We start from the raw sequence: 25,509 nt of genomic DNA, 5'->3' as shown, positions 1-25,509 counted from the left end.
GGGTGGGCGGTTACCCTGGCAGCCATGACGACGACCGCGCACCGCACCCCGGTGCTCGGGTTGTCAGCGCTCGGGTTGTCAGCGCTCCGGTCGTTGCCCGCGCTGCTGGCGCTGGTCCTGGCCTTCTTCGCGGCTCCCGCGACCGCCGCCGCGCCGGACGCCCACGGCGGCCCGGTCTCCGCCGCGGTCGCCGTCTCCAGCGCCTCTGCCAGTTCCGCGGCCGCCTCCGCCGCCGCGCCTGTCTCCTCCGCTCCGGCCGCCGTCGTCTCGGCCGAGGTCACCGCTCCGCTCGCCGAGCCGGTCTCCGGCCGCCCCGTCACCGACCGCACGCGCGTCCTGTCCGCGCAGCGCTCGGCCGGGGTCGCGGGCTCGCGGGCACCGCCCCGCACCGCCGCCTGAAATCCCGGGGAGGACGGCCGCCCGCCGGTCGCTCCGGGGTCGCGGCAGGCGCCGGCCAGCGGAGTCCCCAGACGAGCGGAAGCGGAAGATCTCATGAACATGGTTGCCGACATGCTGCTGCACGAGCCGGCCCCGGTGGCGATCTGGGCGGCTCTGTGGCTGGCCACCGTGCCGGCCATGGTGGTCCTCGCCAGCCCCGCCGGGGTACGGAATCCGGGCCGTGCGCTCCTCGACGCATATGCGTTTCTGATCGGCCGTCCGCTGCGCCGCCCGGCAGCCTCCGAGACCGTTCGTGACAGCCTCTTCCCGGCCTCCGCCCTGGCCCGCGCGGAGTTCGCCGCCGAATGCCCGGGGCAGCGCGATCCCCACGGAGGCGTCTCCCCGGCCCCGCCCGGTTCCGTCCCCGTTCCGGCGGACGGTCCGGCCTCGCCCGCCGCGTCCCATCCGGCGCCTGGCGGCACCGTTCCCGCGGCCATCGGCACCGTTTCCGCGGACGTTGTCGCCGCCGTCGCCGCGGCCCGCCATTCCGCGGACGCCGAACCTCCGTTCCCGAATGTCGGCCAGGGCGCCGATTCCCTTTTCGGGGAAGCCGGCCCGCCCGCCCGGGATCCCGGCGGCGCGGTTCCGCCCGCCTCCGATTCCGTCGGGGCGGCGCAGGTCCGGCCGTCCCCCGAGGCCGGCCCGCCCGCGTTCGATCCCGTTCCCGTGGCGCAGGTCCGTCCGTTCTTCGAGGCCGGCCCGCCGGCCCTCGATCCCGATGAGGCGGCGCGTGCCCGGCGGGCGCTGCTGGGGCGTTTCCTGCTCCGGGCCGCCCTGCGACGCGAAGCGCGCCTGCGGCGGGTGGCCGAGGCGGTCCGGGCCGTCCGTTACGCCGAGGAGGTGCGGATCGCGGCCGAGCAGGCCGGGTACGCCGCGAACCGCTGGCAGGAGCACTGGGAGGAGTCCGCCGAGCGGGTCGGCGCCGCGTTCCGGGCCTGGCAGGCGGCCGACTCGCGGGTCCGCCGCGGCCGGCGGGCCGCCCCCTTCCACACCCCGGTCACCGAGCAGAGCCCCGCCGAGTACGCGGACCGGGAACGGTTCCTGCACCTGGCGGTCCGCGCCGCCGCCGAACGCGGTGAGCTGCCCACCAGCGCCGTCGCCGACGCCCTGACCGTCCGCGGTGGCTGGGACGCCCGCCTGCACCCGGTCGATCAGGAGCTGGTCATCCAGCGGGCGTCGGCGGCCCACCTGGAGGCGGTCTGGAAGTGCGCCATGGCGGCGGAGGAGCTGGCCTGGCGTGACGCGCAGATCTCCCGGCGCAACTGGCAGAGCCTGTGCCAGGAGGTCATCCGCGCCTCCGCGCACGCCGCGGCGGTCCGTCACCTGCTCCCGCCGGAGCCGGTCGCCCGCGTGGTCGCGGGCCTCCCCGCAACCGTGGCCCGCGTCGCCTGACGCCCTGGCACCCGGTCGGCCCGGCCGCGCCGTCCCGCGCGCCGCCCGTAGGACCTCTTCCGCGGGGCATCGTGCGCCGCGCGGGGAGTGGCGGACGAGCCGCGAAGAGCGACACGCGCGGTGCTCCGGGTGCGGGCCGCACGCCGTACCTCCGCTGCGTTCGGCGCAGCGCGGGTGGGGCGCATCGCGCGACCCACGCCGTATCGGGAAAGGAAAGCCGCGTCCGGCCGGGGGGACCGCCGGCCGGACGCGACCCGCGGCTACGGCTTGGTCAGCAGGCAGCCCGCCTTGTTGAGATCGATGGTGCGGGTGCTGGTCAGGCAGGTGGTGAACCAGTACGTCTGTTCCCCGTAGCTCTGTCCCTGATAGGCGTGTGTCGTTCCGTTCGTGTCCACCTCGCACGGGTTGTTCAGGGTGCACATCTCGCCGTCGTCGTTGCCGGTGTTGTTGATGCCGACGATCTGTCCGCTGGTGGCGTCGACGATCGGGGAGCCGGAGGTGCCGTGGATGGTGTCGCAGTTCGGGTCGTAGCGGATCGAGTCGCGCCAGGTCCACTCGTCCTCACGGAGCGTGGACACGAAGTTGTCGATCTTGCAGTTCCAGATCCGCTTCCAGTAGCTGGACGGGATCGTGATGCTCGAACCGGCCGCCGGGTGGCCGGCCGAGATCGTCAGCGCGGTGGCGCCGTAGCTGCTCGACAGCGTCGCGTACGTGCTGGTGAGCCGGTACAGCGTGACGTCGGTGCCGGTCATCGTGGCGTACAGGATGCGATCCGCGCGGACCGTGGCGACCGCCCGGCCGCTGCTGTTCAGCAGGCTCCCGGAACGGGTGCTGGTGCGGTTCTGCAGGACGGTGCCGGCGGGGATCAGGCCGCCCTCGTAACAATGTCCGTTGGTGAGCATCATGGCCCGGTCCGTGCCGACCGAGGTAGGGTAACGGACCAGCGCGGCGGAGCAGTTGCTCAGCGCGATCGTGTTGGCCAGGGTCACCGCGCTCACCGCTTGGGCGGGGGCAGGGCCGGCGAGGACTGCGGTGGTGGCTGCGACGGCGGCGGCCATGACGGCGACAGCGCGGCGTAGGCGCATGCGGGGGGCGTCCCTTCGGGGTGCGTGACGGGACCCGGCCGAGTGGGCCGGGACGGTCACCGTCGGGTCAACGGTGCACGTACCCTCGCATCGGCATACTTCTATGTCAACGGTTATGAATCCGCACCGGGAACGGCCATGCGGAAAGCCGCAACACCCGGGTGGGTGTTGCGGCTTTCCTCAGATGTTGCACCGAAGAAGTTCAGTCGAGCACTTCCATCGGCACGAGCCCATCGGTAGGCTCACGAAGCGATATCGAACTCGCCGTCCTTGGCAGAGTCCACGAAGGCGGTCCACTCCGCCGGCGTGAACATGAGAGCCGGGCCCGTCTGGTTCTTGCTGTCACGGACGGCGATTCCCTCGTCGAGGAATGCGACCTCGACGCAGTTGTTGCCGCCGTTGCCGTTGCTGCGACTGCCTTTCTTCCAGACGGCACCCTTGAGCTGGTGCGCGAGCAACTCGTGCACCTCCCTCCATTATGAGAATGCTTCGGGAGTCGCTAGGCGAAGAGCAGACTCTCGATCATCTTTATGGTGGTGCGATGGTCGAGCGCCTTTGTGCTCAATCGCTCGAACTCCTGCCTGTATCGGGCAACCTCAGTCGGCTGCTCCTCGTAGTAGTCTCCCGCAAGACCTTCGAGGTAGACAACATCCAAATGGGTGGTGTCCCGGTATTCCAAAAGGGTGCAGGGGCCACCGAGGAAGGAATGTTCGCCGGCGCTGAACGGCAAGATCTGCAGCGACACATTTGGCAATTTAGCTGTGTCAATCAAATGTTCCAGCTGCGCATTCATCACGGCCCGGCCGCCGATCACGCGGCGGACCGCCGACTCGTCGACGATCACGGCCAGCTCCAGGGGGTGCTCGCCGTGCAGCCGGCTCTGCCGGGTCAGCCGGAGCGAGATGCGGCGGTCGATGCGCTGCGGAGGGTCGGCCGAGCGACCGGTACTGATCAGTGCCCGCATGTACTTTTCGGTCTGCAGGAGTCCGGGAATGATGATCGGCTCCCAGCACCGCATGGACGTCGCGGCCGCCTCCATGCCGACGAAGTTGCCCGGCCGCATGATGTCCTTGTAGTCGGTCCACCAGCTGCGCTCCCGGGACGAGCGGGCCAGCTCGACCAGGGCCTCCCGGTACTCCTCGTCCTCCACCCGGTAGAGGGTCAGTAGATCTCGGACATCGCGTGGCGTCACGGCGACGCGTGCCGTCTCGATCCGGGTGACCTTCGCGGAGTGCCACTCGAAATGCCGTGACACGTCCTGCTGGGTCAGATGGGCCGCCTCGCGGCATCGCTTGAGTTCCACGCCGAGTCGGCGGCGGCGCAGTGTCGGACCCTCAATATCGGACACCTACGACTCCCTAAAGGTGCTGAGGAGGCTGATATTACGAGCGTTCCTCATGATCCGTAACCCCCATTCATGATCGACAATTGGTGATCATCCAATGAGGGTGCTCAGCAGCGGGGCCTGAATAAGGAGTCTAGTACTTCTTGCATTGACCTTGCTGTAGGGGACATGATGCTGCGGACATCGAGTTCTGTCTTGTTTGCTACATAGGCGAAATGATGATCATTGGGACTGGCGTCTAAGGGGCGTGGCGCAAGTGTTGGCTGACCAGTACTACCTGATCGCACACGAGGACCGCACCGGGCGGTCCAGGCTACATCCCCGTGCGACCGGCCTGGGGCTGGCCGCCGCACTGCTCTCCGAACTGGTGCTGGAAGGCCGCATCGGTGTCACCGACGGCGATCTTTTCGTTCTTGATCGCCATCCGCCGGCGGACGCTCTCGAGCACGACATTCTCGATTTGTTGATCGCCCAGCCACAACACCGCGATGTGCGCACCTGGCTCGCGTTCCTCTCGCAGGATGCCGGATTGCGGGTGGGGGAGCGGCTGATGCGCCTCGGCGCCGTCGAGCCGATCGTCCGCCGGCGGATGCTCGGCTCGCCGCAGATCACCTACATGCCGAACAGCGCGCAGCAGCGCAACGCCGCCGCCTGGGCCTCCACCCGGCTGGCCAACCTGCTGGTCCGCGGCATGGAGCTGAGCGTCGTCGACCAGCTGCTGGTCAGCCTGGTGTCGGCGACCGGGCTCACCCGGCACGTGCTCTACGGCTTCGAGCAGTACCCGCACGCCTTCCAGTACGTGCCGAACGCCGCCTTCGCGCTGCCCAGCGACCTGCGCGAGATCGTGGAGTACACCGAGGCCTCGATCGGCTCGGTGCTGACCGTGGGCCGCCGATGAGCGTCGGACGGCACCAGCTCCGGCACAACAACACCGACCAGTGGGCCGGCCGGTTGCTGATCCAGCGCAAAGCGGCGGCCCGCGGGCCGGACATCATCAGCCGGGCGCTCGCGCAGAACCGGCTCGGCACGGCCTCTGTGGTCTTCTTCGGCGTCGCCGGAGCGGCGCCGCTGACGGTGATCATCGGGTCCATCTCGGCGATCTACGCGATCCAGGGCAGCACCGCGGTTCCGGTGGCCTACCTCGTGGTGGCCGGCATCCTGTCCCTGTTCACTGTCGGGTTCGTGGCCATGAGCAGGCACATCGTGAACTCGGGCGCCTTCTACTCGTACATCAGTCACGGTCTCGGCCGGGTGGTGGGCGTCGGCGCCGCGTTCGTGGCGCTGCCGGCGTACTCGCTCATGCAGATCGGTCTCTTCGGTCTGTTCGGCACAGCGGCGTCCGGCATCTTCGCCGAGCTCGGCCTCACCGTGTCCTGGTACGTGTGCGCCCTCGGCGCCTGGGTGCTGGTCACCGTGCTGGGCATGCTCTGGGTCGACCTGAGCGGCAAGGTGCTGGCCGCGCTGCTGGTCGCGGAGATCACCATCGTGCTGCTCTACGACCTGGTGATGGTCTCGCACCCGGCCGGCGGTCACGTCAGCTTCGCGACGCTGTCGCCGGCCCCGATGCTCACGCCGGTGGTCGGCTCGCTGCTGGTGCTGGCGATCGCCGGGTTCGTCGGCTTCGAGGCGACTGTCGTGCTCTCCGAGGAGGCGAAGGATCCGAAACGGACCATCGCCCGCGCCACCCACCTGGCCGTGCTGCTCGCCGGCCTGCTCTGCGGCGTCTCCGCCTGGGCCATGTCGGTGGTCACCGGCCCGGACCGGATCCTCGGGGTGGCCGCCGAGCACCAGACCGACCTGGTCTTCCGCCTGGTCTCGCCGTACCTTCCGGGCGCCCTGGTGGACGTCGGCTACGTACTCTTCATGACCAGTGTGTTCGCCGCGCTGCTCGCCTTCCACGCGGCGGTCGCGCGGTACCAGTTCGCTCTCGGCCGCGAGGGCGTGCTGCCGTCGGCCTGGGGCTACACCCATCCGCGCACCGGTGCGCCGCTGGTCGGCGCGATCACCCAGAGCCTGCTGGCCCTCGTCGTGATCACCGTCTACGCGGTGGTCGGGCTGGAGCCGCTGCTCTACCTGTTCGCCTGGCTGACCACGATCGGCGGCCTGGGAGTGCTGATCCTGATGTGGGCCGCCTCGGCCGCGGTGATCGCGTTCTTCCAGCGTGGACGCCGGGGCGAAAGCATCTGGCGGGCGTACGTCGCGCCGTTCGTCGCCTTCCTGCTGCTCTCCATCGTGCTGGCCGCGACCATCATCGGGTTCGGTCAACTGCTGCAGGTCTCCAGCGGCTCGATCTTCAACTGGATCGTCCCGGTGGCCTACCTGGGCGTCGCGCTGTTCGGCTTCGGCTGGGCGATGGTGATGCGCAAGATCAGACCTGAGGTGTACGCGGCGATCGGCCGTGGCGCCGACACCCGGGTGAACTTCCCCTCCATCGAGAGCAGCGACTTCACGCCGCACGCGCTACCCCCGGCGACTGTCGGCTCCCGCGGCTATCCCCCTGAACTTCGAATGTCCGAGAGAGGATTCTGATGACCTACGCCATCCAGGAACTCGTCATCCGGGACGTCACCCCGGTTGACACCGACGAGATCACCGGTCTCGTCGCCGACGCGATGCGCGACGGTCCGGTGGCCCGATGGCTGCACCCCGACGCGGACGTGCGCCGGCAGGAGGCTCCGCACTACTTCGAGATCTTCGTGGAACACGCGACCCGCCACGGCGAGGTCTATGCCACCGCGGACTCGGACACCGGCCGGCTGAACGGCGTGGCCCTCTGGTTCCCGCTGACCTCGCTGATCCCGCCGCCGGTGGACTACGAGCGCCGCCTGAAGGAAGCGGCCGGCGACGCGTTCGACCGCGCCTGCCGGCTCGACGCCGCCCTGGAGGAGAATCACCCGTTCGAGCCGCACCACTACCTGGCATTCCTGGCGGTTCGCCCGGACGCGCAGAACCGCGGCATCGGCAGCGCTCTGCTGGAGCGCCACCACGCCCGGCTCGACCACGCCGGTCTCCCGGCGTACCTGGAGGCCAACGACCCGCGCAACCGTGACCTGTACCTGCGTCACGGTTATCGGATCCGGACCGTCATCGACCTGCCCGACGGGCCGCCGCTGTGGTCGATGTGGAGGACGCCTATGGCCGCCTGACTCGCACACCGCCGACCCGGTAGATGGTCAGGCCGCGCGCGGTAGCTCGCCGGCGCTCTCCCCGGCGGCGGCCGGGAAGTTGTAGAGCCAGAACGACTGCTGATCGATCTGCTCGAAGGTCATGTTGAAGTTGCAGAGCCGGCCGATCAGCAGCCGGAACACCCGGGACATGCGCCGCACGTCGTCGTTGTAGGAGCAGAGGTCCAGGCCGACCATCCCGTTCTGGGTGGCCGCGGTGAGGTACATCTGCTCGGACATCTGGGCGAACGCGGCCTGTCCCTGAGCCTCCGGCTTCACCGCGACGAACACGATGTACCAGATCCGCTTGGCGTGGTACTGCTCGGGGTAGTGCCGCTCGAAGTACTGCGGTGCGATCAACGGGATGGCATCCAGGTTGTTGGTGTAGCAGGACAACCCGATGAGCGTCCCGTCGTTCTCCAGGGCGAGGTACTTGTCGACTCTCGTGTCCCGCATGACCTCGTCGAACTCCGAGCGGTACATCAGGTGGCGTTGCACCGCGAGGGAGTTGAGCTCCTCGAACGCCTCGAGGTAGAGACCCCACGCGGCGTCCAGCATCTCCGCATCGGTGATCTGGTCGATGACTTTGATCAGCATGGCTGCCCCGCTTCATCGCACTTATGTCGATCGATGACAGTTGACCAACAGAGTACGAAGAGCAATGGCTCCGGGACAATGCGTACCCGGGAAATCAGTGTGCCAATTCCAGAAAGGAGGGTCGATAGCAGAATCGTATGCAAGTTGCAAAGTAGCAGGTGGCAAGCCATACCGAGCCCGGTCGAGCCCCGGCAGGAATTGGTTCCGGTAAGGGTGCAGGATCCCGCGAGTCGGCCTTTTTGCGGAATGCACCGAGTACTGGACTCCGTGCGCTGAACACGGAGTGTTCGCCTAACGGCGACCTGGCGGTTTCCCTTCGACGACGGAACGGGCCCGGCGCGGCCGGACACCGCGGGCCATCCCGGTGAGGTGACCGTCCCCCCGCCCCCGGAGGTGGCCCGCATCCATGTCTGCCGATTGAGACAGCTCAGAGACAAACTTCTCCGCCCAGGCCGCTGACGTTCATCTTCCGGATCGAGCCACGGTCGGCTACCAACTGAGCCGCACCGGCACGACAGTCACCGGCATGCCCACGCTCACCGCCCCCGCCGCGGGCACGGCCGCCGCTGCTGCGGTCCCCGCCGCGGGCACGGCCGTCGCTGCTGCGGCGTCTTCCGCGAGCCCGCGGTCTGACCGCGTGGGCGGCCTGTGGACAACTCACCGGGCTGCTTTCCGGCGGCCTGTGGACAACCGGGGAGGCCGGTCAGGAGAACGCTACGGTGGCTAGGGTGAGGCCGGGCCGGTCGAACAGTACGAAGACGTCGTGAATGCCGCTGACCGGGCCGAGCGGAGCCTGCACCGAGCTCAGCGGGCCCCGCGTGGGGCGGACCGGGGTCTGCGCCGGGCTGGACGGGGCGGCCTGCGCGGGGTTGGGTGCGCCGGGCGAAGCTTGCGCGGGGCCGGGTGGGGTCTGCGCGGGGCCGGGTGGGGTCTGCGCGGGGTTGGGCGGGCCGGGTGAGGCCTGCGCGGGGCTGGACAAGGTCTGCGTTGGGTCGGGCTCGCCGGGCGGGACTTGCACCGGGCCGGGACGGCTGGGCGGGGACTGCAAGCCGGCGACGGTGTCGTGGGCGGAGGCGACCGGGACGGGAAGAGTGGCCAGGACCGGACCGGTCAGCGGATCGTCCAGGCGCAGGGTGATGGTGCCACCGTCGCCGGAGGTGGGAGCTGAGCCGGAGGCGACGATGGAGACCTGGTGAAGGCCACCGTCGAGATCCACGCCGGCGAAGAGGGCCCAGGCGTCCGGGATGCGGCTCCGCAGGGCCTCACCGGGAGCGGGCGTGATCGCCACGGGCGTCGTACCGGCGTACCCGTCATTGTCGATCAGGCGCAAGCCGGAGCGGGCCGTGCGTGGCGGGATCACCTCGCCGCGGACGCGCAGCGTCGTGGTCAGCGCCCAGTCGCGGCTGGAACTGCCGAGCGCGATGGTGTGTGCCGCGTCCTCGGCCACCCAGCGGGAGCGGGTGACGTCCCAGAACGCGAGGTCGGCGGCGTTCAGGGTGAACTCGACCCGGATGCGCTCGCCGGGCGCCAGCCGGACGCGCTGATAGCCGCGCAGGCGGCGCAGCGGCTGCTTGACGCGGGAGTGGCGCTGGCGGGTGTAGAGCTGGACCACCTCGTCGCCGGGGACCGGGCCGACGTTCGTCACCTCGGCGGTGACCGTGACGGTGCCGTCGGCGTCGACGGTGTCCGAGCTCAGGCGCAGGCCGGCGTACTCGAAACGGCTGTAGCTCAGGCCGTGGCCGAACGGGAAGAGCGGGGTTCCGCGGTAGTAGAGGTAGGTGGCGTCCGTGGCGACGATGTCGTAGTCGAGGAGGTCCGGTAGTTCGCTGTCGTCGGCGTACCACGTCTGGGTGAGGCGGCCCGCCGGCTCGGTGCCGAAGAGCACGTCGGCCAGTGCCGCGCCGTGCTCCTGGCCGCCGTGCGCGGACCACAGCACGGCCGGGAGGTGCTCCTTCGCCCAGCCGATCGCATAGGGGTAACTGCTGGTCAGGGCCAGTACGGTACGCGGGTTCGCGGCGTGCACGGCGCGCAGCAGCTCGGCCTGCGTGCCGGGCAGGTCCAGGTCCCGCCGATCGATCGTCTCCCGCCCGCAGACCATCGGGTGGTTGCCGAGCGCCAGCACCACGACGTCGGCCGACGCCGCCACCCGAGCGGCCTGCGCGACGCCGTCGACCAGCACGTCGACGGTGAACACCGTGGCGTCCGCGACGTGCGTGGCGGTGGGGCGCACCGAGCCGTCCGCGGTGGACCGCACGAACGCGCCGGTCTGCAGGTGGCGCAGCGCGACGCCGCCGGCGGCCGGGACGACCTCGAACGTCTCCTTGACCTCCCAGCCGTTCGGGCCGGGCTGGTCGTCGCGGAACAGTTCGCCGTCGAAGCCGACGAAGAGGCCGTTGGCCACGGCGCGCAGCGAGATCGTCTCCTGTCCCCAGTCCAGGACGTCGAAGAGCGATTCGTCGGGTGCGCCGTCGAGGTCGCGCACCCGGAGGCCGTCGTCCGAGGTGACCAGCGTGCCGTCCGAGCAGCGCAACAACACCCGGTCGACGCCCTCGTGGAACAGGACGGGCTCGTGAGCGGGGGCGGCGGCGGACGAACCGGCAGCGGCGGAGCCACCGGAGAAAGCGCCGGGGGCCGCGGCGGCGGAGGACGAGGCGGCGGAGGCGCCCGCCGCGGGAGAGGTGGCGGCGGGGGCGGCCGTGGGAGAGGTCGCGGCGATCAGGGCGTCGCGGAGGGTGGTCCGGTACGGCGGTGTGCCGCTGTACCAGTCGTCGAAGACCGCGTCGGCCAGCGGACCGATCACCGCGATCCGCCCGCCGGAAGCGCGGTCCAGCGGCAGGATCCCGTCGTTGGTGAGCAGGACCACCGAGGCCCGCGCCGCCTCGCGGGCCAGCGACCGGTGCGCCGGGGAGTCGATCACCGAGGGATCCGGGGCCCGGTACGGATCGTCGGCCGGGTTGAACTCGCCGAGCCGGATACGGACCGACAGGATGCGGCGCACCGCGGCGTCCACGTCGGACTCGGTGATCAGGCCCCGTTCCAGGGCGGACGTGAAGCGGGCGATCGTCGGCCCCGGGTCGTCCCCGTCCTCGGTGACGCAGTCGATCCCGGAGCGCAGCGCCGCAGCGAAGCCGGCCACCTGGTCCGGCTCCCAGCGCTGGTCACCGGCGAGGTTGTGCACCGCCATGGCGTCCCCGACGACCATCACGTCGTCGTCCGGCCAGCCGCGCAACACCTCGTTGATCAGTGGGCTGACATGGGTGGGCCGGCCGTTGACCAGGTTGTACGAGGCCATCACCGCCACCGCCGCGCCCGCGGCGATCGCCGGACGGAACGCCGGGAGCTCGTATTCGTGCAGCACCCGTGGCGGCAGGTTGCTGGAGGTCAGGCAACGGTCGGTCTCGTTGTTGTAGGCCAGGAAGTGCTTCAGCGTGGGCGCCGTCCGCAGCCACTGCGGATGATCCCCGCGCAGTCCACCCGCGTACGCCGTGCTCAGCACCCCGGTCAGCCACGGATCCTCGGAGTAGCCCTCCTCGTTGCGCCCCCACCGCGGATCCCGCAGCGGGTTCACCACCGGTGCCCAGACGTTCAGGCCGACCTTGGCCGGGTCGGCGTGGTGCATGGCGCGGACCTCGGCGCCGACCGCCTCGCCGACGCGGCGCAGCAGGTCCGGGTCCCAGCTGCTGGCGAGGCCGATCGCCTGGGGAAAGACGGTGGCGGTGCCGAGCCAGGCGACGCCGTGCAGTGCCTCGGTGCCGGTGCGGAAGCCGGCCACGCCCAGTTCGGGGATCGGCGCCTGATGCTGGTGGAGCAGGGCGATCTTCTGCGCCGGACTGAGCCGGGCGAGCAGGTCGGACACCCGGGTGGGGAGCTTGCGCTGCGGGTCGCGAAAGACGACTCGAGAGGAGGATTCGGTCATCACAACGTGTTCCTTCGGGGCCGTGCCCGCTTGTCGAAGCGCTTCGACAAGCGGGCGAAGAGATCCACGCGAGTGGTTTCGCGAATGTTTCGGACGGAGTTCCATGAGGCTCGCACCCTCGTCACGATCAGGTCAAGGTGCGGCACGCATGTTCGGTCATCGATCGTTACTTCGATGAACTACTCCGCCGGCTGCGGGACCCGTCCAGTGTCGACCTGATCAAGATGCGACACGGCGCCGCCCAGAGCGGCCGCGTGCGGGCCCAGGGCGGACGGCGAGACGGCGCGGACCCGCAGATGCGGGATCAGCCACTCGGCGAGCGTCGCGTAGTGGTCGCCGAGCACCAGAAGCGCCGGATCGACCAGCTCGGCCAGGAGCGCCAGTCCCTGGCCGAGGTAGTGGCCGGTGTGCTGCAGGGCGGCCAGGGTCACCGCGTCACCGGCTCGGGCGCGGACCGCCACCTCCTCGACGGCCGGACCGAGGTCGGCCAGAGCCGCAGGATCAAAATCGGGCAACGCGCGCCGGACCAGCGACTCGATCCCGGCCTGGTCCGCCAGCGTGGGTGAGCCGGCCGGACCCAGGGTGAAACGCCCGAGCCGGCCACCGCGCAGCGGCCGCCCGTCCACGATCAGGCCCGCTTCCAGGCCGGCGGCGCCCGACACGTACGCCAGGTCCACGCCGGCCCGCCGGTGCTCGGCGACCGCGGCCAGCGCGGCCTGGTTGGCGATCGTGACGACCAGGCCCTTCTGCCGCAGCGAGCGGGCCACCAGTGAGCGCAGCTCCTCGTGCGAGACGTCCCGGAGGCCCGGAAGATCGGTCAGGCTGGACGGCGCCGCCAGGGTCAGGCCGATCACCTGACGCCCCTGCTGGCGGACCCGCGACACGGCTCGCTGCGCGAGCGCGACCAGGTCCGCGGCGAGCGAGGGTGCGGCTCCCGCCCGGTGCCAGAGCAGCAGCCGCTCGCCGGAGTAGTCCATCGCCAGCGCGGTCAGCTGCCCGGACGACACCTGAACGCCGATCGACGCGTACGCCGAGCCGTCCAGCGCCAGCGCGGTCCCCGGCCGGCCGATCCGATTCCCGCTCAGCCCGGTCTCGCGCAGCAGCCGGAATCCGATCAGGTCCCCGGCGAGGCTGGACACCGTCGCCTTGGTCAACCCGGTCGCCGCCGCGATCGCGGCCCGCGAGCTGGGCCCGTGCGCACGCAGGTGGCGCAGCACCACGGCGAGGTTGGCGGTCCGAACGTCGGCGAGGTCGGCCGGCTGAGGTTCCGCCCGGGTGGTGGTCAAGTCAAGCTCCGCTCTGGCCGCGCCGAACATTCCAACATCTTGCCGCATCCCCGCGTGGGTGCGCTCCCAACTGCACCTTGTCGGGCCGCTCAACGTCAGTTAGCTTGTCTTCGATGTACTTAGTTTAGATCTTAGACAAACTAAAACCTAGGAAGCTGAAGCCCAGAAAGACTGTCAAGTCACATAGGAAGGCAGGTGCGCCGTGGGCGCGTCTACGAGCAGGCGAACTTTCCTGGGCCTGGCCGGCCTCGGCGTGGCCTCGACGGCCGGTCTCGGAGCCCTGGGGGGCTGCAGCAAGAAGCCGAGCTCCACCGGCGGAGCCACCAACGCCGAGCAGGCGGCCGGCGTGGTGCCCACGTTCAAGGACTCCAACCTGATCCCGCCGGACATCAAGGGCATCCGGCCGATGGCCGACGGCTACGCGAAGTACCCGGCGAACCTCGTCGACGCGATCACCGAGAAGGCGATCACCAGCGGCAAGCCCGTCACCGCCACCACGCCGTGGTGGGGCCCGGCCCCGCCGGCCTCGAACAGGTACGTCGAGGCGGTCGGCGCCGACCTGGGCGGCACGATCACCTTCAGCGTCCAGGACGGCAACACCTACGGCGACAAGCTGAACACCATGCTCGGCGCCCGCGACGTGCCCGACCTGACCTGCATCCCGGGCTGGGAGATCAACAAGCTGGCCCGCTTCTCGGACGGCGTGCACGTGCTGTTCGAGGACCTCACGCCGTACCTGGCCGGGGACAAGGCGAACCCGTACCCGCGGCTGGCCGGCCTGGACACGGCGGCCTGGAAGGACTCCGTCTGGGGCGGCAAACTGATGGGCGTCCCGTTCCCCACCGACTCGCCGTTCCCCACCGCGCTCTTCATCCGGCGCGACGTCGCCGAACAGCGCGGGATCGCCGCGCCCACCTCGCTGGACTCGCTCTACGAGTTCGGCAGGAAGTTCACCAACCCGGACAAGGGCGAGTGGGCGTTCGGCGACATCTTCCAGGAGGTCCTGCAGATCTGCGGCAACACCGGCTCGCAGAACGGCTGGGCCAGGGGCGCCGACGGCAAGGTCTACCACCGGTACGAGACCGAGCAGTACAAGCGTGCCGTCGAGTGGATGGCGCGCATCTACTCCGAGAAGCTGATCCACCCGGACCTGGCCAGCAGCAAGGGCGGCGACGTGGTGACGCTCTTCAAGGGCGGCAAGATCTTCTCGTACGCCTCGGGCCTGGGCTCCTGGAAGGAGACCCAGCGGGAGATGACCAGGCAGGGCAAGGGCTTCGACATGCAGGCCGTGAAGGTCTTCGGCGCGGACGCGAGCACGCCGCCGGTGCGCTGGGGCGGCAGCCCGTCGATCATGTGGACCTTCATCAAGAAGGGACTCGGCAAGGACCGCGTCGAGGAGCTCCTGCGCGTGCTCGACTACACCGCGGCGCCGTTCGGCACCAAGGAGTACGAGCTGCAGAACTACGGCGTCGAGGGCACCCACTTCACCCGGGACGCGAACGGCGCCCCGAAGACCAACGACGCCTTCACCAAGGAGTTCGCCAACCAGTTCATCTTCCTCGGCGGCCGCCCCGCCGTGGTGGTCAGCGACCCCGACCTGCCGCACTACGCCCAGGACCTGGTGGGCTGGGGCAACGACGCCACCAAGTACCTGGAGAAGAACCCGTGGGAGGGCATCAAGGTCGAGGTCCCCTCCGAGCAGGCGGCGATCCAGCAGCCCACCGACGACAAGATCACCGACATCCTGCGCGGGCGGACCCCGCTCTCCGACTTCGACAAGGTGATCGGACAGTGGCGGGCCGGCGGCGGTGACAAGGCGCGCGACTTCTACGCCAAGGTGCTGGCGGACAACGGGCGATGAGCGCCCCGTACATGGTGGAAGCCGCGCCCCAGGTCCAGGAGAAGCAAGCGGTGACCAAGATGTCAGTCGCGGCGCGCCTGCGCCGCGACTGGCCGCTCATGCTCATGTGCGTCCCGGCGATGCTGCTGCTGGCGCTCTTCCACTACCTGCCGGCGCTGGGCAACGTGATCGCGTTCCAGGACTACAACCCGTTCGCCGGGGACAGCCCGCTGCAGGCGTTCCTGTCCAGCGAGTGGATCGGCTTCGGCAACTTCCAGTACCTCTTCGAGACCCCGGCGTTCTGGGACTCGGTCCGCAACACCCTCGGGATCACCGCCTTCCAGCTGGTGTTCTACTTCCCGGTCCCGATCCTGCTGGCGATGCTGATGAACAGCATCCTGTCGCCGCGGCTGCGGTCGTTCGCGCAGAGCGTTGTCTATCTGCCGCACTTCTTCAGCTGGGTGCTGGTGGTCTCGCTGTTCCAGATGATGCTCGGCGGCGCCGGCCTGATCGCGCAGACCGCGCGGGACGCCGGATTCACCGCGCCGGACTTCATGACCAACCCGGACACCTTCTACTTCCTGATCACCTCGCAGGCGATCTGGAAGGACGCCGGCTGGGGCATGATCGTCTTCCTGGCCGCGCTGGCCGCGATCGACCCGAACCTGTACGAGGCGGCCGCGGCCGACGGCGCCGGACGCTGGCGCCGCTTCTGGCACGTCACCCTGCCCGGCCTGCGCCCGGTCATCGTGCTGCTGCTGATCCTGCGGCTGGGCGACGCGCTCAACGTCGGTTTCGAGCAGTTCTACCTGCAGCGTGAGGCGGTCGGGCGGGACGCCTCGGAGGTGCTCGACACCTACGTCTACTACCAGGGCATCACGGTCCAGCAGTGGGGCGTCGGCGCCGCCGCGGGCCTGTTCAAAGCCCTGGTCGGGCTGCTGCTCATCCTGGGCGCCAACAAGGTCGCCCACAAGCTCGGCGAGCAAGGGATCTACTCCAAGTCATGACCGCTCTCGCTGCCCGCAAACCACGCCGCCCCGGCGGGAGGCCGGTGTGGGAGGAGAAACCGACACTGATCGGCCAGCTCGGCAAGGGCACGATCCTCACCGTCGTGGTGGCCCTGGTGGTGGTACCGCTCTGGGTAGTGGTGGTCACCAGTCTCTCCTCGACCGAGACGATCAACGCGGCCGGCGGCTACGTCTTCCTGCCCCGCGAGTTCAACCCGTCCGCGTACATCGTGATCTTCTCGGGTGGCCAGGTGACCGACGCGGTGCTGGTCAGCACGCTGGTCACGGTGATCGGCACGGCGCTCAGCCTGACCGTGACGGTGCTCGCGGCGTACGGTCTCTCGCGCACCGGGACGCTGCTGCACCGGCCGATCCTCTTCTACTTCCTGCTCACCTTCCTGATCTATCCCGGCATGATCCCGAGCTACCTGGTGGTCACCGGCCTGGGCCTGAAGGACAACCTGCTGGCCCTGGTGGTGCCGGCCGCGGTGAGCGCGTTCAACCTGGTCGTGCTCCGGGCGTTCTTCATGGGCATCCCCTCCGAGCTGCTGGACAGCGCCCGCATCGACGGCGCCGGCGAGTTCCGGATCCTGTTCCGCATCGTCCTGCCGCTGTCGAAGGCGGTAACCGCTGTGGTCGGGCTGTTCTACGCGGTCGGCTACTGGAACACGTTCTTCAACGCGGTCCTCTACATCGACCGCAACGATCTCCAGCCGGTCCAGCGCGTCCTGCAGATGTTCATCCTGGCCGGTCAGTCCCCGACGAACGCGGGCGCCGGCACGGTCGTGCACCTGCCCGGGATCGGCTACACCGCCCCGCCGAGCCTGGCGATCAAGATGGCCGTCGTGGTGGTCACCCTGGTCCCCGCCCTGATCGTCTATCCGTTCGTCCAGCGCCACTTCACCAAGGGCGTCATCGTCGGCGCGATCAAAGGCTGACACCCACGGTACGCAGGTAGGAGCCCCGCCACGAGTCCGCCCCGCCCGCGAACCCGCGCTGTTCCGGACGGCAACGCCCGTCCCGGCTCCCCGGCTGGTGCTCCTGGGTGTCTCGGCGGTCCCGGGACACCCAGGAGCACCAGCCGGGCACCGGCGCCGGGCGGTGGACGTCCGGCTTGTGGCGCCCAGCCGGAAGCCGGCGTCGTCGGACCGGATGCTGGGGCGCACGTCGACGGGGTTTGTCACGTTGCCTACTTTGTTCAGATGGAAAACTAAGATCAAGGTGGTGCGATGCTGTTCTTCGGTGGTGACTACAACCCCGAGCAGTGGCCGGAGGAGGTCTGGGCCGAGGACGTCGCACTGATGCGGCAGGCCGGCGTCACTGTCGTCTCGCTCGGCGTCTTCGCCTGGTCGCACCTGGAGCCGGAGGAGGGCCGGTACGAGTTCGGCTGGCTGGACCGGGTCCTGGACCGGCTGCACGACGGCGGGATCAAGGTCGCGCTGGCCACCCCGACCGCGTCGCCGCCGCCCTGGTTCACCCTCGCCCACCCGGAGGGGCTGCCGGTCACCGCGGACGGGGTGCGGCTCACCCACGGCAGCCGGGACACCTACTGCGTCTCCGCGCCGGCCTACCGCGCGGCGGCTCGCGCCATCGCCTCCCAACTGGCCGCCCGCTACGCCCGGCACCCGGCGCTGGCGCTCTGGCACGTGCACAACGAGTACGGGACGGACTGCCGCTGCGACCTGACCGCCGCGGCCTTCCGCTCCTGGCTGCGGGACCGGCACGGCAGCCTGGACACGCTGAACGAGGCGTGGACCACGGCGTTCTGGAGCCAGCGGTACTCGAACTGGGCACAGATCACCCCGCCGCGGGCCACCCGGTACCTGCCGAACCCGGCGCACGTGCTGGACTTCCGCCGGTTCCTCTCGGACGAGCTGCTGGGCGCCTTCGTGGAGCAACGCGATCTGCTGCGCGCGGCGAACCCGGAGGTGCCGATCACGACGAACTTCGTGCAGGGCGGCTGGGTCAGCGTGGATCACGCGCGCTGGGCGGCCGAGGTGGATCTCGTCGCGGTCGACCACTACCCGGCCGGGTCCGGCGACGAGGCCGAGGTGGAGACGGCGTTCGGCGGGGACCTGGCCCGCGGTTGGGCCCGGGGCGAGTGGCTGCTGATGGAGACCGCGCCGAACCTGATCTACACGCCGGGGCGGATGCACGCCAAGGAGCCCGGACGGCTGACCCGGCACAGCCTGAGCTACGTGGCCCGCGGGTCGCGCGGGGCGATGTACTTCCAGTGGCGGCAGCCCCGCGGCGGGGCGGAGCTGTTCCACTCGGCGCTGGTGCCGCATGCCGGGCCGGACAGCCCGGTGTTCCGGGAGGCGGTGGGGCTGGGGCGGACGCTGAAGGCGATCGCGCCGCACGCCCGGGGGCGGGTCGAGGCGCGGGTGGCGGTGGGGTGGGACGCGCCGTCCTGGTGGGCGCTGCAGGGTGGCGGGCTGCCGTCGGCCGGCATCGACTATCCGGGCGCGGTGCGGCAGGCGCATCGGGCGTTGTATCACTCGGGCGTGGCCACGGACTTCGTGTTCCCCGGCTCGGACGACCTGGGGACCGTGCTCAGGTCGTACGACATGGTCGTTCTTCCGCATCTCTATCTTGTCTCGGACCAGGCGGCGGACTCGTTGCGCGAATTCGTCGCCGGCGGCGGCCACCTGGTGGTCGGGCACCTCAGCGGGATCGCGGACCCGGCCGGGCGGATCCGGCTGGGCGGATATCCCGGGGCGTTCCGCGACCTCCTGGGGATCCGGGTGGTGGAGTGGCGGCCGCTCGCGGACGGCGACGCCGTACCGCTCGACAACGGCGACCTGGCGATCCGGTGGAGCGAGCGGGTGGAGACGGCGGGAGCCACGACGCTCGTCCGCTATGCCGGTGATGTCCTGGCCGGGGCGCCGGCGATCACCCGGCACCGGTTCGGCGCCGGCGCCGCCTGGTACGTCTCGCCCGGCCTGGACGACGACGCGACGCGCCGGTTGCTGGCGGAGGTGACCGGGGCGGCCGGCGTGCCGCCGGTGCTGCCCGGGCTGCCGCCGCGGGTCGAGGCGGTCCGGCGGGGCGATCTGCTGTATCTGTTCAACCACGGCGACGTGTCACAGGCGGTGCCGTCGCCGGACCGCGAGGTGGTGATCCCACCCGGGGGAGCGCTGACGATCGGGCCTGCGTGAGACTGACCGGATGACCGAAACCACCCCCGCCCGGAAGCGGCGGCCCCTGGTGATCGCGGCCGGTGTGCTGGTCCTGGCCGTGCTGGCGCTCGCCGCCTGGGTGCTGACCCGGCCGTCCTCGCCGGCCGGAGAACGCGATCGGGCCCTGCGCGGGGTGCTGGAACAGGGCGGGCCGGAAGGCTGGACGCCGGCCCGGGACCCGGCGGTCCCCGGCTCCTGGACCGAGCAGGACGGCCGGCCCGTCCTGCTCGGGGACGACGGGTTCACCGTGGTGTGGTCCACCTCGCCGGCGACCGCGCAGAGCTGCGCGGCGCTGGCCGCCTGGGCGACCGGCCGGATCGCCGGGGCGGCCGGCAGCGACGTGGCGGCCTCCTGCCCGGCGGCCCTGCGCGACGCCGCCGGCGGGGCGAACCCCTTCAGCAGCTACCGGACCGAGGCGGGCGAGCACGGGCGGTATCTGTTCTCGGCGCGGCTCGGCGGGGACACGCTCTATGCCGGGCTGACCTACGAGGGGCCGAACGCCTTGCGGTAACTCGACGGGGCGGTGCGCATCGCGCGGGTGAAGTGGTGGCGGAAGGTCACCGGGGAGTCGAAGCCGACCGCCGCGGCCACCTCCTCGATCGGGACGGCAGTGGTCTCCAGCAGGGTCAGGCTGGCGTGCACCCGCTGGGCGATCAGCCAGCGGATCGGCGTGGTGCCGGTGGCCCGGGCGAAGTGCCGCAGGTAGGTGCGGGCGGACATGTGGGCGCGGCGGGCCAGGATCTCGACGGTGATCGGGGCGGCCAGGTTGCCGAGCGCCCAGTCCATGCTCCGGGCCAGGCGGTCGTCGGCCGGGTCGGCAGCCATCGGGGCCTCGATGAACTGCGCCTGGCCGCCGTCGCGGTGCGGCGGCACGACCAGGCGGCGGGCGACCGCGTTGGCGATGGCCGGGCCGTGGTCGCGGCGCACCACGTGCAGGCAGAGATCCACGCCGGCGGCGCTGCCCGCGCTGGTCAGGACGTCGCCGTCGTCCAGGTAGAGCACGTCCGCGTCGACCTGGACGGCGGGGTGGCGGGCCCGCAGGGCCCCCGCGTACTGCCAGTGGGTGGTAGCCCGGCGGCCGTCCAGCAGGCCGGCGCCGGCCAGGGCGAACGCGCCGGAGCAGATCGACATGATCCGGGCGCCCCGGGCGTGCGCCGTGCGCAGCGCGGTCACCAGAGCCGGCGAGGTGCGGGCGCGGACGTCCGGCACGCCTGGGACGATCACCGTCTCGCCGGCGGCGAAGGTGTCCAGGCCGTGCTCGGTGTGCAGGGCCGCGCCGCCGATCACCCGGACCAGACCGGGGGTCTCGGCGCAGATGGTCAGGTCGTACCAGGGGCGGTCGAACTCCGGGCGGGGCAGGCCGAAGACCTCGGTGACGATGCCCAGCTCGAAGACCGACATCCCGTCGTAGGCGAGCACCGTGACCCGGGGACCGCGCCGGTGGATCCGCAGCATGGCGAGATGTTAGCGGCAGGTGGCGTCAGCGCCACTGGGCCGCCGGCTCCGGTGGCGGCACGATCGACGGCATGAGCAGCGCGATCGAGCATTTCAGCAGACGGCTCCGGTTCGAGACGGACGTCAGCGACGTCCGGTCCCTCCTGGCGGCCGGCACCCCCGGGGTGGTGGTCGTGGACTCACGTGGCGACGAGGCCTGGCGGCAGGGACGGATCCCGGGTGCCGTGCACCTGCCGACCGCCGAGATCGCCGAGCGGGCGGTCTCGGTGGTCCCGGCGGGCAGCGCGGTGGTGACCTACTGCTGGGGGCCGGGCTGCAACGGGGCGACCCGGGCGGCGCTGGAGTTCGCCAAGCTGGGTTTCGACGTCAAGGAGATGATCGGAGGGTACGAGTACTGGGTGCGGGAGGGCTTCGCGGTGTGGGACGAGAACGGCGAGTGGTCCCGTCCGGCCGACGGGCTGACGGCGCCGGCCGGAACGGCTTGTGGCTGCTAACCCAGGGTGAGTGGGCGCAGGCCGGTCAGGTCGAGCGTGACCGGGGCACGGCCGGTGGCCTCGCGGAGCAGGCGGTCCGGCGGACCGGGCAGATCGGCGGCCGGGCGGCCGAACAGCAGGGACAGCACCACGCCGGCCGCCGGGGGCGTGAGCCAGGCCGGCCGGTCCAGGGCGTCGGCCAGGTCCAGGCCGTGCACCGCCAGCTCGACCACCCGGGTGGTGAGGAAGTCGGTCAGCAGCATCGCGTCGCCGTGGCGCGTCCGCACCACCCGGTCCGGCGGCTCGGCGGCGCAGCGGTCGGCCAGGGCGGTGGCGAAGCCGCGGAAGTCGCGGACGTCCAGGCCGGGAGCCTGGTCCTGGGCCAGGCGGATCCGGGCGGCGTCGGTCTCCGGGGAGAAGCGGTGGTCCGGACGGTAGTAGGCGGCGGCGGAGACCTCGGCCCGCTCCGGCGCCGCCTCGGCGAGCATGCCGGGCAGCCGGCCCAGGGTGATCCGGACGTGGGCGAACAGTTCCCGCACGCGCCACGGGGCGCACCGCGTCGGCCGGGCCCAGTCCCGCTCCGCCCACCGGGAGGCGGCGTGCCCGAGGGCGTCCGCCTCGGCCCGGAACGCGTCGACGACCGTGCCGGTCACGGCAGGAGCCGATCGAGGAACTCGTTGCGGAACTTGCCGGCCGGGTCGAAACGCCTGGCGAGCGCGGCGAAGTCGGCCAGACGCGGGAGCGCCGGGGCCGAGGTGAAGACCTTGCCGAGGTGCGGGCGGGCGTCGAACGGGGCGAGCGCCCGCTCCAGGTCGGCGACCACCGGCAGCACCGCTTCGGTGTCGGCGATCCAGGTGAAGTGCAGGGCCAGGCTGTCCCGCCCGTGGTTCGGCGACAGCCAGAGGTCGTCGGCGGCGATCGTGCGTACCTCGCAGATCTGCAGGACGGACGCGACCCGCTCGCGGATCCCGGCCACCGCCTCCAGCGCGGCCGAGGCGTGCGAGCGCGGCACGTGGAACTCGGACTGCAGCTCCTCGCCGCTGCTCGGGGTGAACTCCATCCGGAAGTGCGGCAGCCGCTCGTGCCACGGGCCTGGGACGCCGCCCTGCTCGGTGCAGTTCTCCGCGGGCATGCCGGGGACCACGTTGCGCGGGCCGTCGGCGGGCGTCGCGCCGAAGAAGGTGTCGCCGGTGAACGGCTCCAGCCGCTTGACCCAGGCATGGTCGATGCCGGTGCCGGTCCAACTGGTGAACAGGCTGACGCTGTAGCCGGCGGCGAGGATCTCGTCGAGGTGGGCGCGCAGGGAGGCGGCGGGCAGGTTCTCGAAGACGTACTGCCGCAGCTCGAAGGCCGGCTGTACGTCCAGGGTCAGGGCCACGACCGCACCCAGCGCGCCGAGCGAGGCGACCGCGCCGGGGAAGTCCGCGTCGCCGCGGGACAGGGTTACCAGATCGCCGTCGGCGCGGACGATCTCGATGCCGGCGACAGCGGTGGCCAGGTTGCCGTGCCGGACGCCGGAGCCGTGCGTGGCGGTGGCCACCGCGCCGGCTACCGAGATGTGTGGCAGCGAGGCCATGTTGTGCAGGGCCAGGCCCTCGGCGTGCAGGCGGGCGGCGAGCTCGCCGTACCGGATACCGCCGTCGACCCGGACGGTTCGCCGGTCCGCAGCGATCTCGACCACGCGCGGCAGCCCGGCCAGCGACAACAGGTCACCCGCGGTGTCGGCGAGGCGGTTGAACGAGTGGCCGCTGCCCAGCACGCGCAGTTCGGTGGCGGACGCGACCGCGTCGCGGACCTCGTCGAGGGTGCGCGGGCGGAGCACCCGCCGCGCGCCGAAGGTGATGTTGCCGGCCCAGTTCGTCATTGGTTCCACGGTCGTCACCCTACGGGGGGACGGCACCGCACCAGCCCGCGCCGTTTTGGAGATCAGGGTCGATATGGGGTTGTCTCTAGGTGTATACGCCCATAACGTGGTTTCATGCCGTTGAATGCCTCTCGGAACAGTCTGGTGCTCCCGATCCTCGGATTCCTCGGGGAGCGGCCGGCGCACGCGTACGACCTGGCGACCCGCCTCCAGGAGCGGTACGCGCACCTCACCGCCACCCGCAGCACGGTCACCACCCTGCTCAAGTCCCTGCACCGGGACGGTCTGGTGGAGGCTCGCGAGCCGGGTCGGGTCGGCAACCGCCCGCCCCGCACGGAGTACGAGCTGACCGAGCAGGGCAGCGCCGGTTTCCGCGGAAAGGTGGAGTCGGGGCTGCGGGACAGTCCGGTCGCCTCGGTGGACTTCGCCCTCGCCGTGGCGTATCTGGGGAGCCTGTCGGCCGACGAGGCGGTGGCCCTGCTGACCGCCCGGGCCGAGCGGCTCGCGGCCGAGCAGGCGGCGCTGCCGGACGCGGCCGCGGCGATGGCGGAGTTGCGGACGCTGGAGCACGGCTACTGGCACGGCCTGGTGGCGGCCGAGCTGGCCTGGATCGACGCGCTGGTCGAGCGGATCCGGTCGGCCGAGCTGGCCTGGGCCAGTTAAATCCGGTTTCAGGGACGGGCGGAGTCTCCCAGGCTTATGGTCGGTGCGATCGTGCGGCCGACCGAGGGGGGCAGGTCATGGCGTCCATCGTGATCGCGGAGGACGACAGCGACATCGCCGAACTGCTCAAGACGGTGCTGAGCAACGCCGGGCACACCGTGCGGACCGCGCCGACCGGGGCGGCCGTCCTGGAGCTGATCGGGGACAATCCGCCCGATCTGGTCATCCTCGACCACCACATGCCCGGGATGAGCGGCCTGGCGGTGGCCGAGCGGCTGCGCGCCGAGCAGGCCACCGCGTCGATTCCGGTGATCATGCTGTCCGCCGCCACCCCGGCCGCCGCCCGGCACCTCTGCGACGTCACCATCTCCAAGCCGGTCCGTCCCCGGCACCTGCTGGAGGCGGTTACCGAGCTGCTCGCGGCGCGGACCGCGCACCCGGAGGGCCACCCGGACGCGGCCACCCACCTGGCCGACGTGCCGCGGCTGCTGGCCGTTTCGGACTTCCTGACCCGGCCCCCGTACGCGGCCGGGCTGGACGCGTTCGCCGAGCGGCTGGCCCGGCTCACCGGGCTGCCGACCGCCGCCGTCACGCTGGTGCTCAACGACACGGTGGTGGTGACCGGGTCGTACGGACTGCCCAAGTGGGTGCGCGAGGCGGGCGGGGTGCCGGCCGAGTGGTCGCCGGACGCGATAGTGGTGGCCGAGGACGTGCCGGTGCTGATCAGCGACAGCCGGGAGAGCAACGAGTACGCGGACACCCCGCTGTTCGCGGTGAGCGGGGTACGGTCCTACGCCAGCGTCCCGCTGCACTCGCCGGAGGGTCACGTCGTCGGCACGCTCTGTGTCATGGACGAGAATCCGGGCGCCTGCACCGAGGACACCGTCCAGGTGCTCCACTCGCAGCGCTCGGCAGCGCTCGGACTGCTCTCGCCGGCCAGTCAGGCGCCCGCCGGGACGTGACGGGAAGTCATCATTGCCACGGCCGGTCGGCGGTGCTGGTCATTCGGCGCCGCTGGACCATGCGCTTCATGGGGTACGTGCTGATCGCCGCCCCGGACGGCGAGGGCCGCGCGGCCACCGGGTACCCGCCCGCCCGGATGGCGCGGCAGGAGCGGCGGGCGCGGAACTCGACAGGCCGCGGCGCCCCGGCGATCGGACCCGACCGGGGCCGCTGCCCGCGGTGGGGCTACCGGGGCTGGACGAGCCAGTCCCAGGCCCGCTTGAGGCCGCTGTCCTGATGGCCCTCGGGCCGGGGCAGCTGCTCCAGCGGCCCGGTGACGATCACACCCTTCTCGAAGAGGCCCTCCACCTGGGCGGCGGGGGCGACGCGCGGCCCGTCCGGCGTGTTGATCACCAGGCCGTGGAAGACGTCCTCCTGCTCGTCGGCGAGGACGTGCGCGACTGTGCCGAAGGTGTCGCCGCTCGGCGCGTAGGCCGGGACGCCCTCCCGAAGGACCAGGTAGGCGACCGGTTCGCCGAGGTCTTCCGCCTTCTCCGTCATGTCTTGGCGTTACCCCCGGCGGCCGCATTTCAGTCCCGCGCGGCATCGTCTTTTCGTATGACCTAATCCTGAGTTTTTGTCCGGATAACGGTTTTACTTCGACAAAATCGGGCAAATTAGCACATTCGGTCATTCAGTCCGCAGATCGTCCTTTCGCCGGGCCGCTGCCGGACCGGTGGACAGATCGCGGCTCCAGGTCGGTGGCGACCAGGCCGCGACCATCCCGTTCGCCTGCTACCGGAATGCGGGCCAGTGCTCCGGCCTTCAGGTCGGGGGTGAAGGCCCGCGCTGAGAGGGCCGCG

23 protein-coding genes are annotated in these 25,509 nt (G+C 71.0%); 13 read left to right on the top strand and 10 right to left on the bottom strand.

The annotated features are described in order from the left end of the window. The coding region (locus Asi03nite_RS21045; RefSeq protein WP_203682138.1) for a hypothetical protein at window positions 1–399 on the top strand (399 nt) is incomplete at its 5' end. A 93-nt stretch (window positions 400–492) separates the two neighbouring features. Continuing rightward, on the top strand, window positions 493–1,830 hold the full coding sequence (locus Asi03nite_RS21040; RefSeq protein WP_203682137.1) for a hypothetical protein: 1,338 nt from the start codon (window positions 493–495) through the stop codon (window positions 1,828–1,830). A gap of 260 nt (window positions 1,831–2,090) precedes the next feature. Here Asi03nite_RS21040 and Asi03nite_RS21035 read toward each other — a convergent pair whose 3' ends face one another. The 3 genes from Asi03nite_RS21035 to Asi03nite_RS21025 form a co-directional block, all read right to left on the bottom strand. Then, window positions 2,091–2,915 carry a S1 family peptidase gene (locus Asi03nite_RS21035; protein WP_203682136.1) on the bottom strand — a complete coding sequence of 275 codons (825 nt, stop codon included), beginning with the start codon at window positions 2,913–2,915 and terminating at the stop codon, window positions 2,091–2,093. Between the two features lie 242 nt (window positions 2,916–3,157). Further along, complete coding sequence (locus Asi03nite_RS21030; protein ID WP_203682142.1) at window positions 3,158–3,373, bottom strand: DUF397 domain-containing protein; 216 nt, start codon at window positions 3,371–3,373, stop codon at window positions 3,158–3,160. Window positions 3,374–3,414: 41 nt separating this feature from the next. Continuing rightward, window positions 3,415–4,263 (bottom strand): helix-turn-helix domain-containing protein, encoded by an 849-nt coding sequence (locus tag Asi03nite_RS21025; RefSeq protein ID WP_203682135.1) that lies wholly within the window; start codon window positions 4,261–4,263, stop codon window positions 3,415–3,417. A 253-nt stretch (window positions 4,264–4,516) separates the two neighbouring features. On the opposite strand from Asi03nite_RS21025, the gene Asi03nite_RS21020 reads away from it, so the two are divergent. Genes Asi03nite_RS21020 through Asi03nite_RS21010 form a run of 3 tightly spaced genes read left to right on the top strand, consistent with a single transcriptional unit; the run spans window position 4,517 to window position 7,406 of the window. After that, window positions 4,517–5,158 carry a GOLPH3/VPS74 family protein gene (locus Asi03nite_RS21020; protein ID WP_203682134.1) on the top strand — a complete coding sequence of 214 codons (642 nt, stop codon included), beginning with the start codon at window positions 4,517–4,519 and terminating at the stop codon, window positions 5,156–5,158. Then, the gene (locus Asi03nite_RS21015) at window positions 5,155–6,789 is read left to right on the top strand and encodes an APC family permease (protein WP_203682133.1); all 1,635 of its coding nucleotides are present in this window, start codon (window positions 5,155–5,157) and stop codon (window positions 6,787–6,789) included. The genes Asi03nite_RS21020 and Asi03nite_RS21015 overlap by 4 nt, the downstream gene beginning before the upstream one ends. Next, window positions 6,789–7,406, top strand: a complete 618-nt coding sequence (locus Asi03nite_RS21010) for a GNAT family N-acetyltransferase (protein WP_203682132.1) — start codon at window positions 6,789–6,791, stop codon at window positions 7,404–7,406. Before Asi03nite_RS21015 ends, Asi03nite_RS21010 begins: the two co-directional genes overlap by 1 nt. Before the next feature lie 27 nt (window positions 7,407–7,433). Here Asi03nite_RS21010 and Asi03nite_RS21005 read toward each other — a convergent pair whose 3' ends face one another. The 3 genes from Asi03nite_RS21005 to Asi03nite_RS20995 all read right to left on the bottom strand — a co-directional run bounded on the left by Asi03nite_RS21005 (window position 7,434) and on the right by Asi03nite_RS20995 (window position 13,223). Further along, window positions 7,434–8,021 carry a hypothetical protein gene (locus Asi03nite_RS21005; RefSeq protein WP_203682131.1) on the bottom strand — a complete coding sequence of 196 codons (588 nt, stop codon included), beginning with the start codon at window positions 8,019–8,021 and terminating at the stop codon, window positions 7,434–7,436. Between the two features lie 703 nt (window positions 8,022–8,724). Beyond that, the gene (locus Asi03nite_RS21000; RefSeq protein ID WP_203682130.1) at window positions 8,725–11,937 is read right to left on the bottom strand and encodes a glycoside hydrolase family 3 protein; all 3,213 of its coding nucleotides are present in this window, start codon (window positions 11,935–11,937) and stop codon (window positions 8,725–8,727) included. 179 nt (window positions 11,938–12,116) lie between these two features. After that, the gene (locus tag Asi03nite_RS20995; protein ID WP_239102817.1) at window positions 12,117–13,223 is read right to left on the bottom strand and encodes a sugar kinase; all 1,107 of its coding nucleotides are present in this window, start codon (window positions 13,221–13,223) and stop codon (window positions 12,117–12,119) included. A gap of 202 nt (window positions 13,224–13,425) precedes the next feature. Between Asi03nite_RS20995 and Asi03nite_RS20990 the strand changes: the two genes are divergently transcribed. The 5 genes from Asi03nite_RS20990 to Asi03nite_RS20970 all read left to right on the top strand — a co-directional run bounded on the left by Asi03nite_RS20990 (window position 13,426) and on the right by Asi03nite_RS20970 (window position 19,760). Continuing rightward, window positions 13,426–15,084 (top strand): extracellular solute-binding protein, encoded by a 1,659-nt coding sequence (locus Asi03nite_RS20990; protein WP_203682129.1) that lies wholly within the window; start codon window positions 13,426–13,428, stop codon window positions 15,082–15,084. Between the two features lie 59 nt (window positions 15,085–15,143). Further along, on the top strand, window positions 15,144–16,070 hold the full coding sequence (locus Asi03nite_RS20985; protein ID WP_239102818.1) for an ABC transporter permease: 927 nt from the start codon (window positions 15,144–15,146) through the stop codon (window positions 16,068–16,070). Next, a complete protein-coding gene (locus Asi03nite_RS20980) occupies window positions 16,067–17,008 on the top strand; it encodes a carbohydrate ABC transporter permease (protein ID WP_203682128.1) in 942 nt (313 codons plus the stop codon). The genes Asi03nite_RS20985 and Asi03nite_RS20980 overlap by 4 nt, the downstream gene beginning before the upstream one ends. Window positions 17,009–17,299: 291 nt before the next feature. Continuing rightward, window positions 17,300–19,228, top strand: coding sequence for a beta-galactosidase (locus tag Asi03nite_RS20975; RefSeq protein WP_203682127.1), 1,929 nt, complete (start codon window positions 17,300–17,302; stop codon window positions 19,226–19,228). 10 nt (window positions 19,229–19,238) lie between these two features. Continuing rightward, on the top strand, window positions 19,239–19,760 hold the full coding sequence (locus Asi03nite_RS20970) for a hypothetical protein (protein ID WP_203682126.1): 522 nt from the start codon (window positions 19,239–19,241) through the stop codon (window positions 19,758–19,760). Here the strand turns inward: Asi03nite_RS20970 and ftrA are convergent. Then, a complete protein-coding gene (gene ftrA / locus Asi03nite_RS20965) occupies window positions 19,733–20,704 on the bottom strand; it encodes a transcriptional regulator FtrA (RefSeq protein WP_203682125.1) in 972 nt (323 codons plus the stop codon). The genes Asi03nite_RS20970 and ftrA overlap by 28 nt on opposite strands. Before the next feature lie 71 nt (window positions 20,705–20,775). Here ftrA and Asi03nite_RS20960 point away from each other — a divergent pair, with 71 nt between their 5' ends. Continuing rightward, window positions 20,776–21,198, top strand: coding sequence for a rhodanese-like domain-containing protein (locus Asi03nite_RS20960; RefSeq protein WP_203682124.1), 423 nt, complete (start codon window positions 20,776–20,778; stop codon window positions 21,196–21,198). Here Asi03nite_RS20960 and Asi03nite_RS20955 read toward each other — a convergent pair. After that, window positions 21,195–21,830, bottom strand: coding sequence for a maleylpyruvate isomerase N-terminal domain-containing protein (locus Asi03nite_RS20955; protein WP_203682123.1), 636 nt, complete (start codon window positions 21,828–21,830; stop codon window positions 21,195–21,197). The genes Asi03nite_RS20960 and Asi03nite_RS20955 overlap by 4 nt on opposite strands. Next, window positions 21,827–23,041, bottom strand: coding sequence for an FAD-binding protein (locus Asi03nite_RS20950; RefSeq protein WP_203682139.1), 1,215 nt, complete (start codon window positions 23,039–23,041; stop codon window positions 21,827–21,829). The genes Asi03nite_RS20955 and Asi03nite_RS20950 overlap by 4 nt, the downstream gene beginning before the upstream one ends. A 114-nt stretch (window positions 23,042–23,155) precedes the next feature. Between Asi03nite_RS20950 and Asi03nite_RS20945 the strand changes: the two genes are divergently transcribed. Continuing rightward, window positions 23,156–23,704 (top strand): PadR family transcriptional regulator, encoded by a 549-nt coding sequence (locus tag Asi03nite_RS20945; protein ID WP_203682122.1) that lies wholly within the window; start codon window positions 23,156–23,158, stop codon window positions 23,702–23,704. A 77-nt stretch (window positions 23,705–23,781) separates the two neighbouring features. Then, on the top strand, window positions 23,782–24,666 hold the full coding sequence (locus tag Asi03nite_RS20940) for a response regulator (RefSeq protein WP_203682121.1): 885 nt from the start codon (window positions 23,782–23,784) through the stop codon (window positions 24,664–24,666). Between the two features lie 226 nt (window positions 24,667–24,892). On the opposite strand, the gene Asi03nite_RS20935 is transcribed toward Asi03nite_RS20940, so the two are convergent. Beyond that, complete coding sequence (locus tag Asi03nite_RS20935) at window positions 24,893–25,207, bottom strand: hypothetical protein (protein WP_203682120.1); 315 nt, start codon at window positions 25,205–25,207, stop codon at window positions 24,893–24,895. Window positions 25,208–25,509: the final 302 nt, after the last annotated feature.

This window comes from Actinoplanes siamensis (assembly GCF_016862395.1).
GTDB lineage: Bacteria > Actinomycetota > Actinomycetes > Mycobacteriales > Micromonosporaceae > Actinoplanes > Actinoplanes siamensis.
Note: the sequence above shows the minus strand (reverse complement) of the source record. Positions and strands in the feature narration are given on the sequence as shown.

Coding starts and splice junctions, on each gene's coding strand:
- Asi03nite_RS21040 (WP_203682137.1), top strand. CDS start 493: ATGAACATGGTTGCCGACATGCTGCTGCACGAGCCGGCCCCGGTGGCG.
- Asi03nite_RS21035 (WP_203682136.1), bottom strand. CDS start 2,915: ATGCGCCTACGCCGCGCTGTCGCCGTCATGGCCGCCGCCGTCGCAGCC.
- Asi03nite_RS21015 (WP_203682133.1), top strand. CDS start 5,155: ATGAGCGTCGGACGGCACCAGCTCCGGCACAACAACACCGACCAGTGG.
- Asi03nite_RS21010 (WP_203682132.1), top strand. CDS start 6,789: ATGACCTACGCCATCCAGGAACTCGTCATCCGGGACGTCACCCCGGTT.
- Asi03nite_RS21005 (WP_203682131.1), bottom strand. CDS start 8,021: ATGCTGATCAAAGTCATCGACCAGATCACCGATGCGGAGATGCTGGAC.
- Asi03nite_RS21000 (WP_203682130.1), bottom strand. CDS start 11,937: ATGACCGAATCCTCCTCTCGAGTCGTCTTTCGCGACCCGCAGCGCAAG.
- Asi03nite_RS20985 (WP_239102818.1), top strand. CDS start 15,144: ATGTCAGTCGCGGCGCGCCTGCGCCGCGACTGGCCGCTCATGCTCATG.
- Asi03nite_RS20980 (WP_203682128.1), top strand. CDS start 16,067: ATGACCGCTCTCGCTGCCCGCAAACCACGCCGCCCCGGCGGGAGGCCG.
- Asi03nite_RS20975 (WP_203682127.1), top strand. CDS start 17,300: ATGCTGTTCTTCGGTGGTGACTACAACCCCGAGCAGTGGCCGGAGGAG.
- Asi03nite_RS20970 (WP_203682126.1), top strand. CDS start 19,239: ATGACCGAAACCACCCCCGCCCGGAAGCGGCGGCCCCTGGTGATCGCG.
- ftrA (WP_203682125.1), bottom strand. CDS start 20,704: ATGCTGCGGATCCACCGGCGCGGTCCCCGGGTCACGGTGCTCGCCTAC.
- Asi03nite_RS20960 (WP_203682124.1), top strand. CDS start 20,776: ATGAGCAGCGCGATCGAGCATTTCAGCAGACGGCTCCGGTTCGAGACG.
- Asi03nite_RS20950 (WP_203682139.1), bottom strand. CDS start 23,041: ATGACGAACTGGGCCGGCAACATCACCTTCGGCGCGCGGCGGGTGCTC.
- Asi03nite_RS20945 (WP_203682122.1), top strand. CDS start 23,156: ATGCCGTTGAATGCCTCTCGGAACAGTCTGGTGCTCCCGATCCTCGGA.
- Asi03nite_RS20940 (WP_203682121.1), top strand. CDS start 23,782: ATGGCGTCCATCGTGATCGCGGAGGACGACAGCGACATCGCCGAACTG.
- Asi03nite_RS20935 (WP_203682120.1), bottom strand. CDS start 25,207: ATGACGGAGAAGGCGGAAGACCTCGGCGAACCGGTCGCCTACCTGGTC.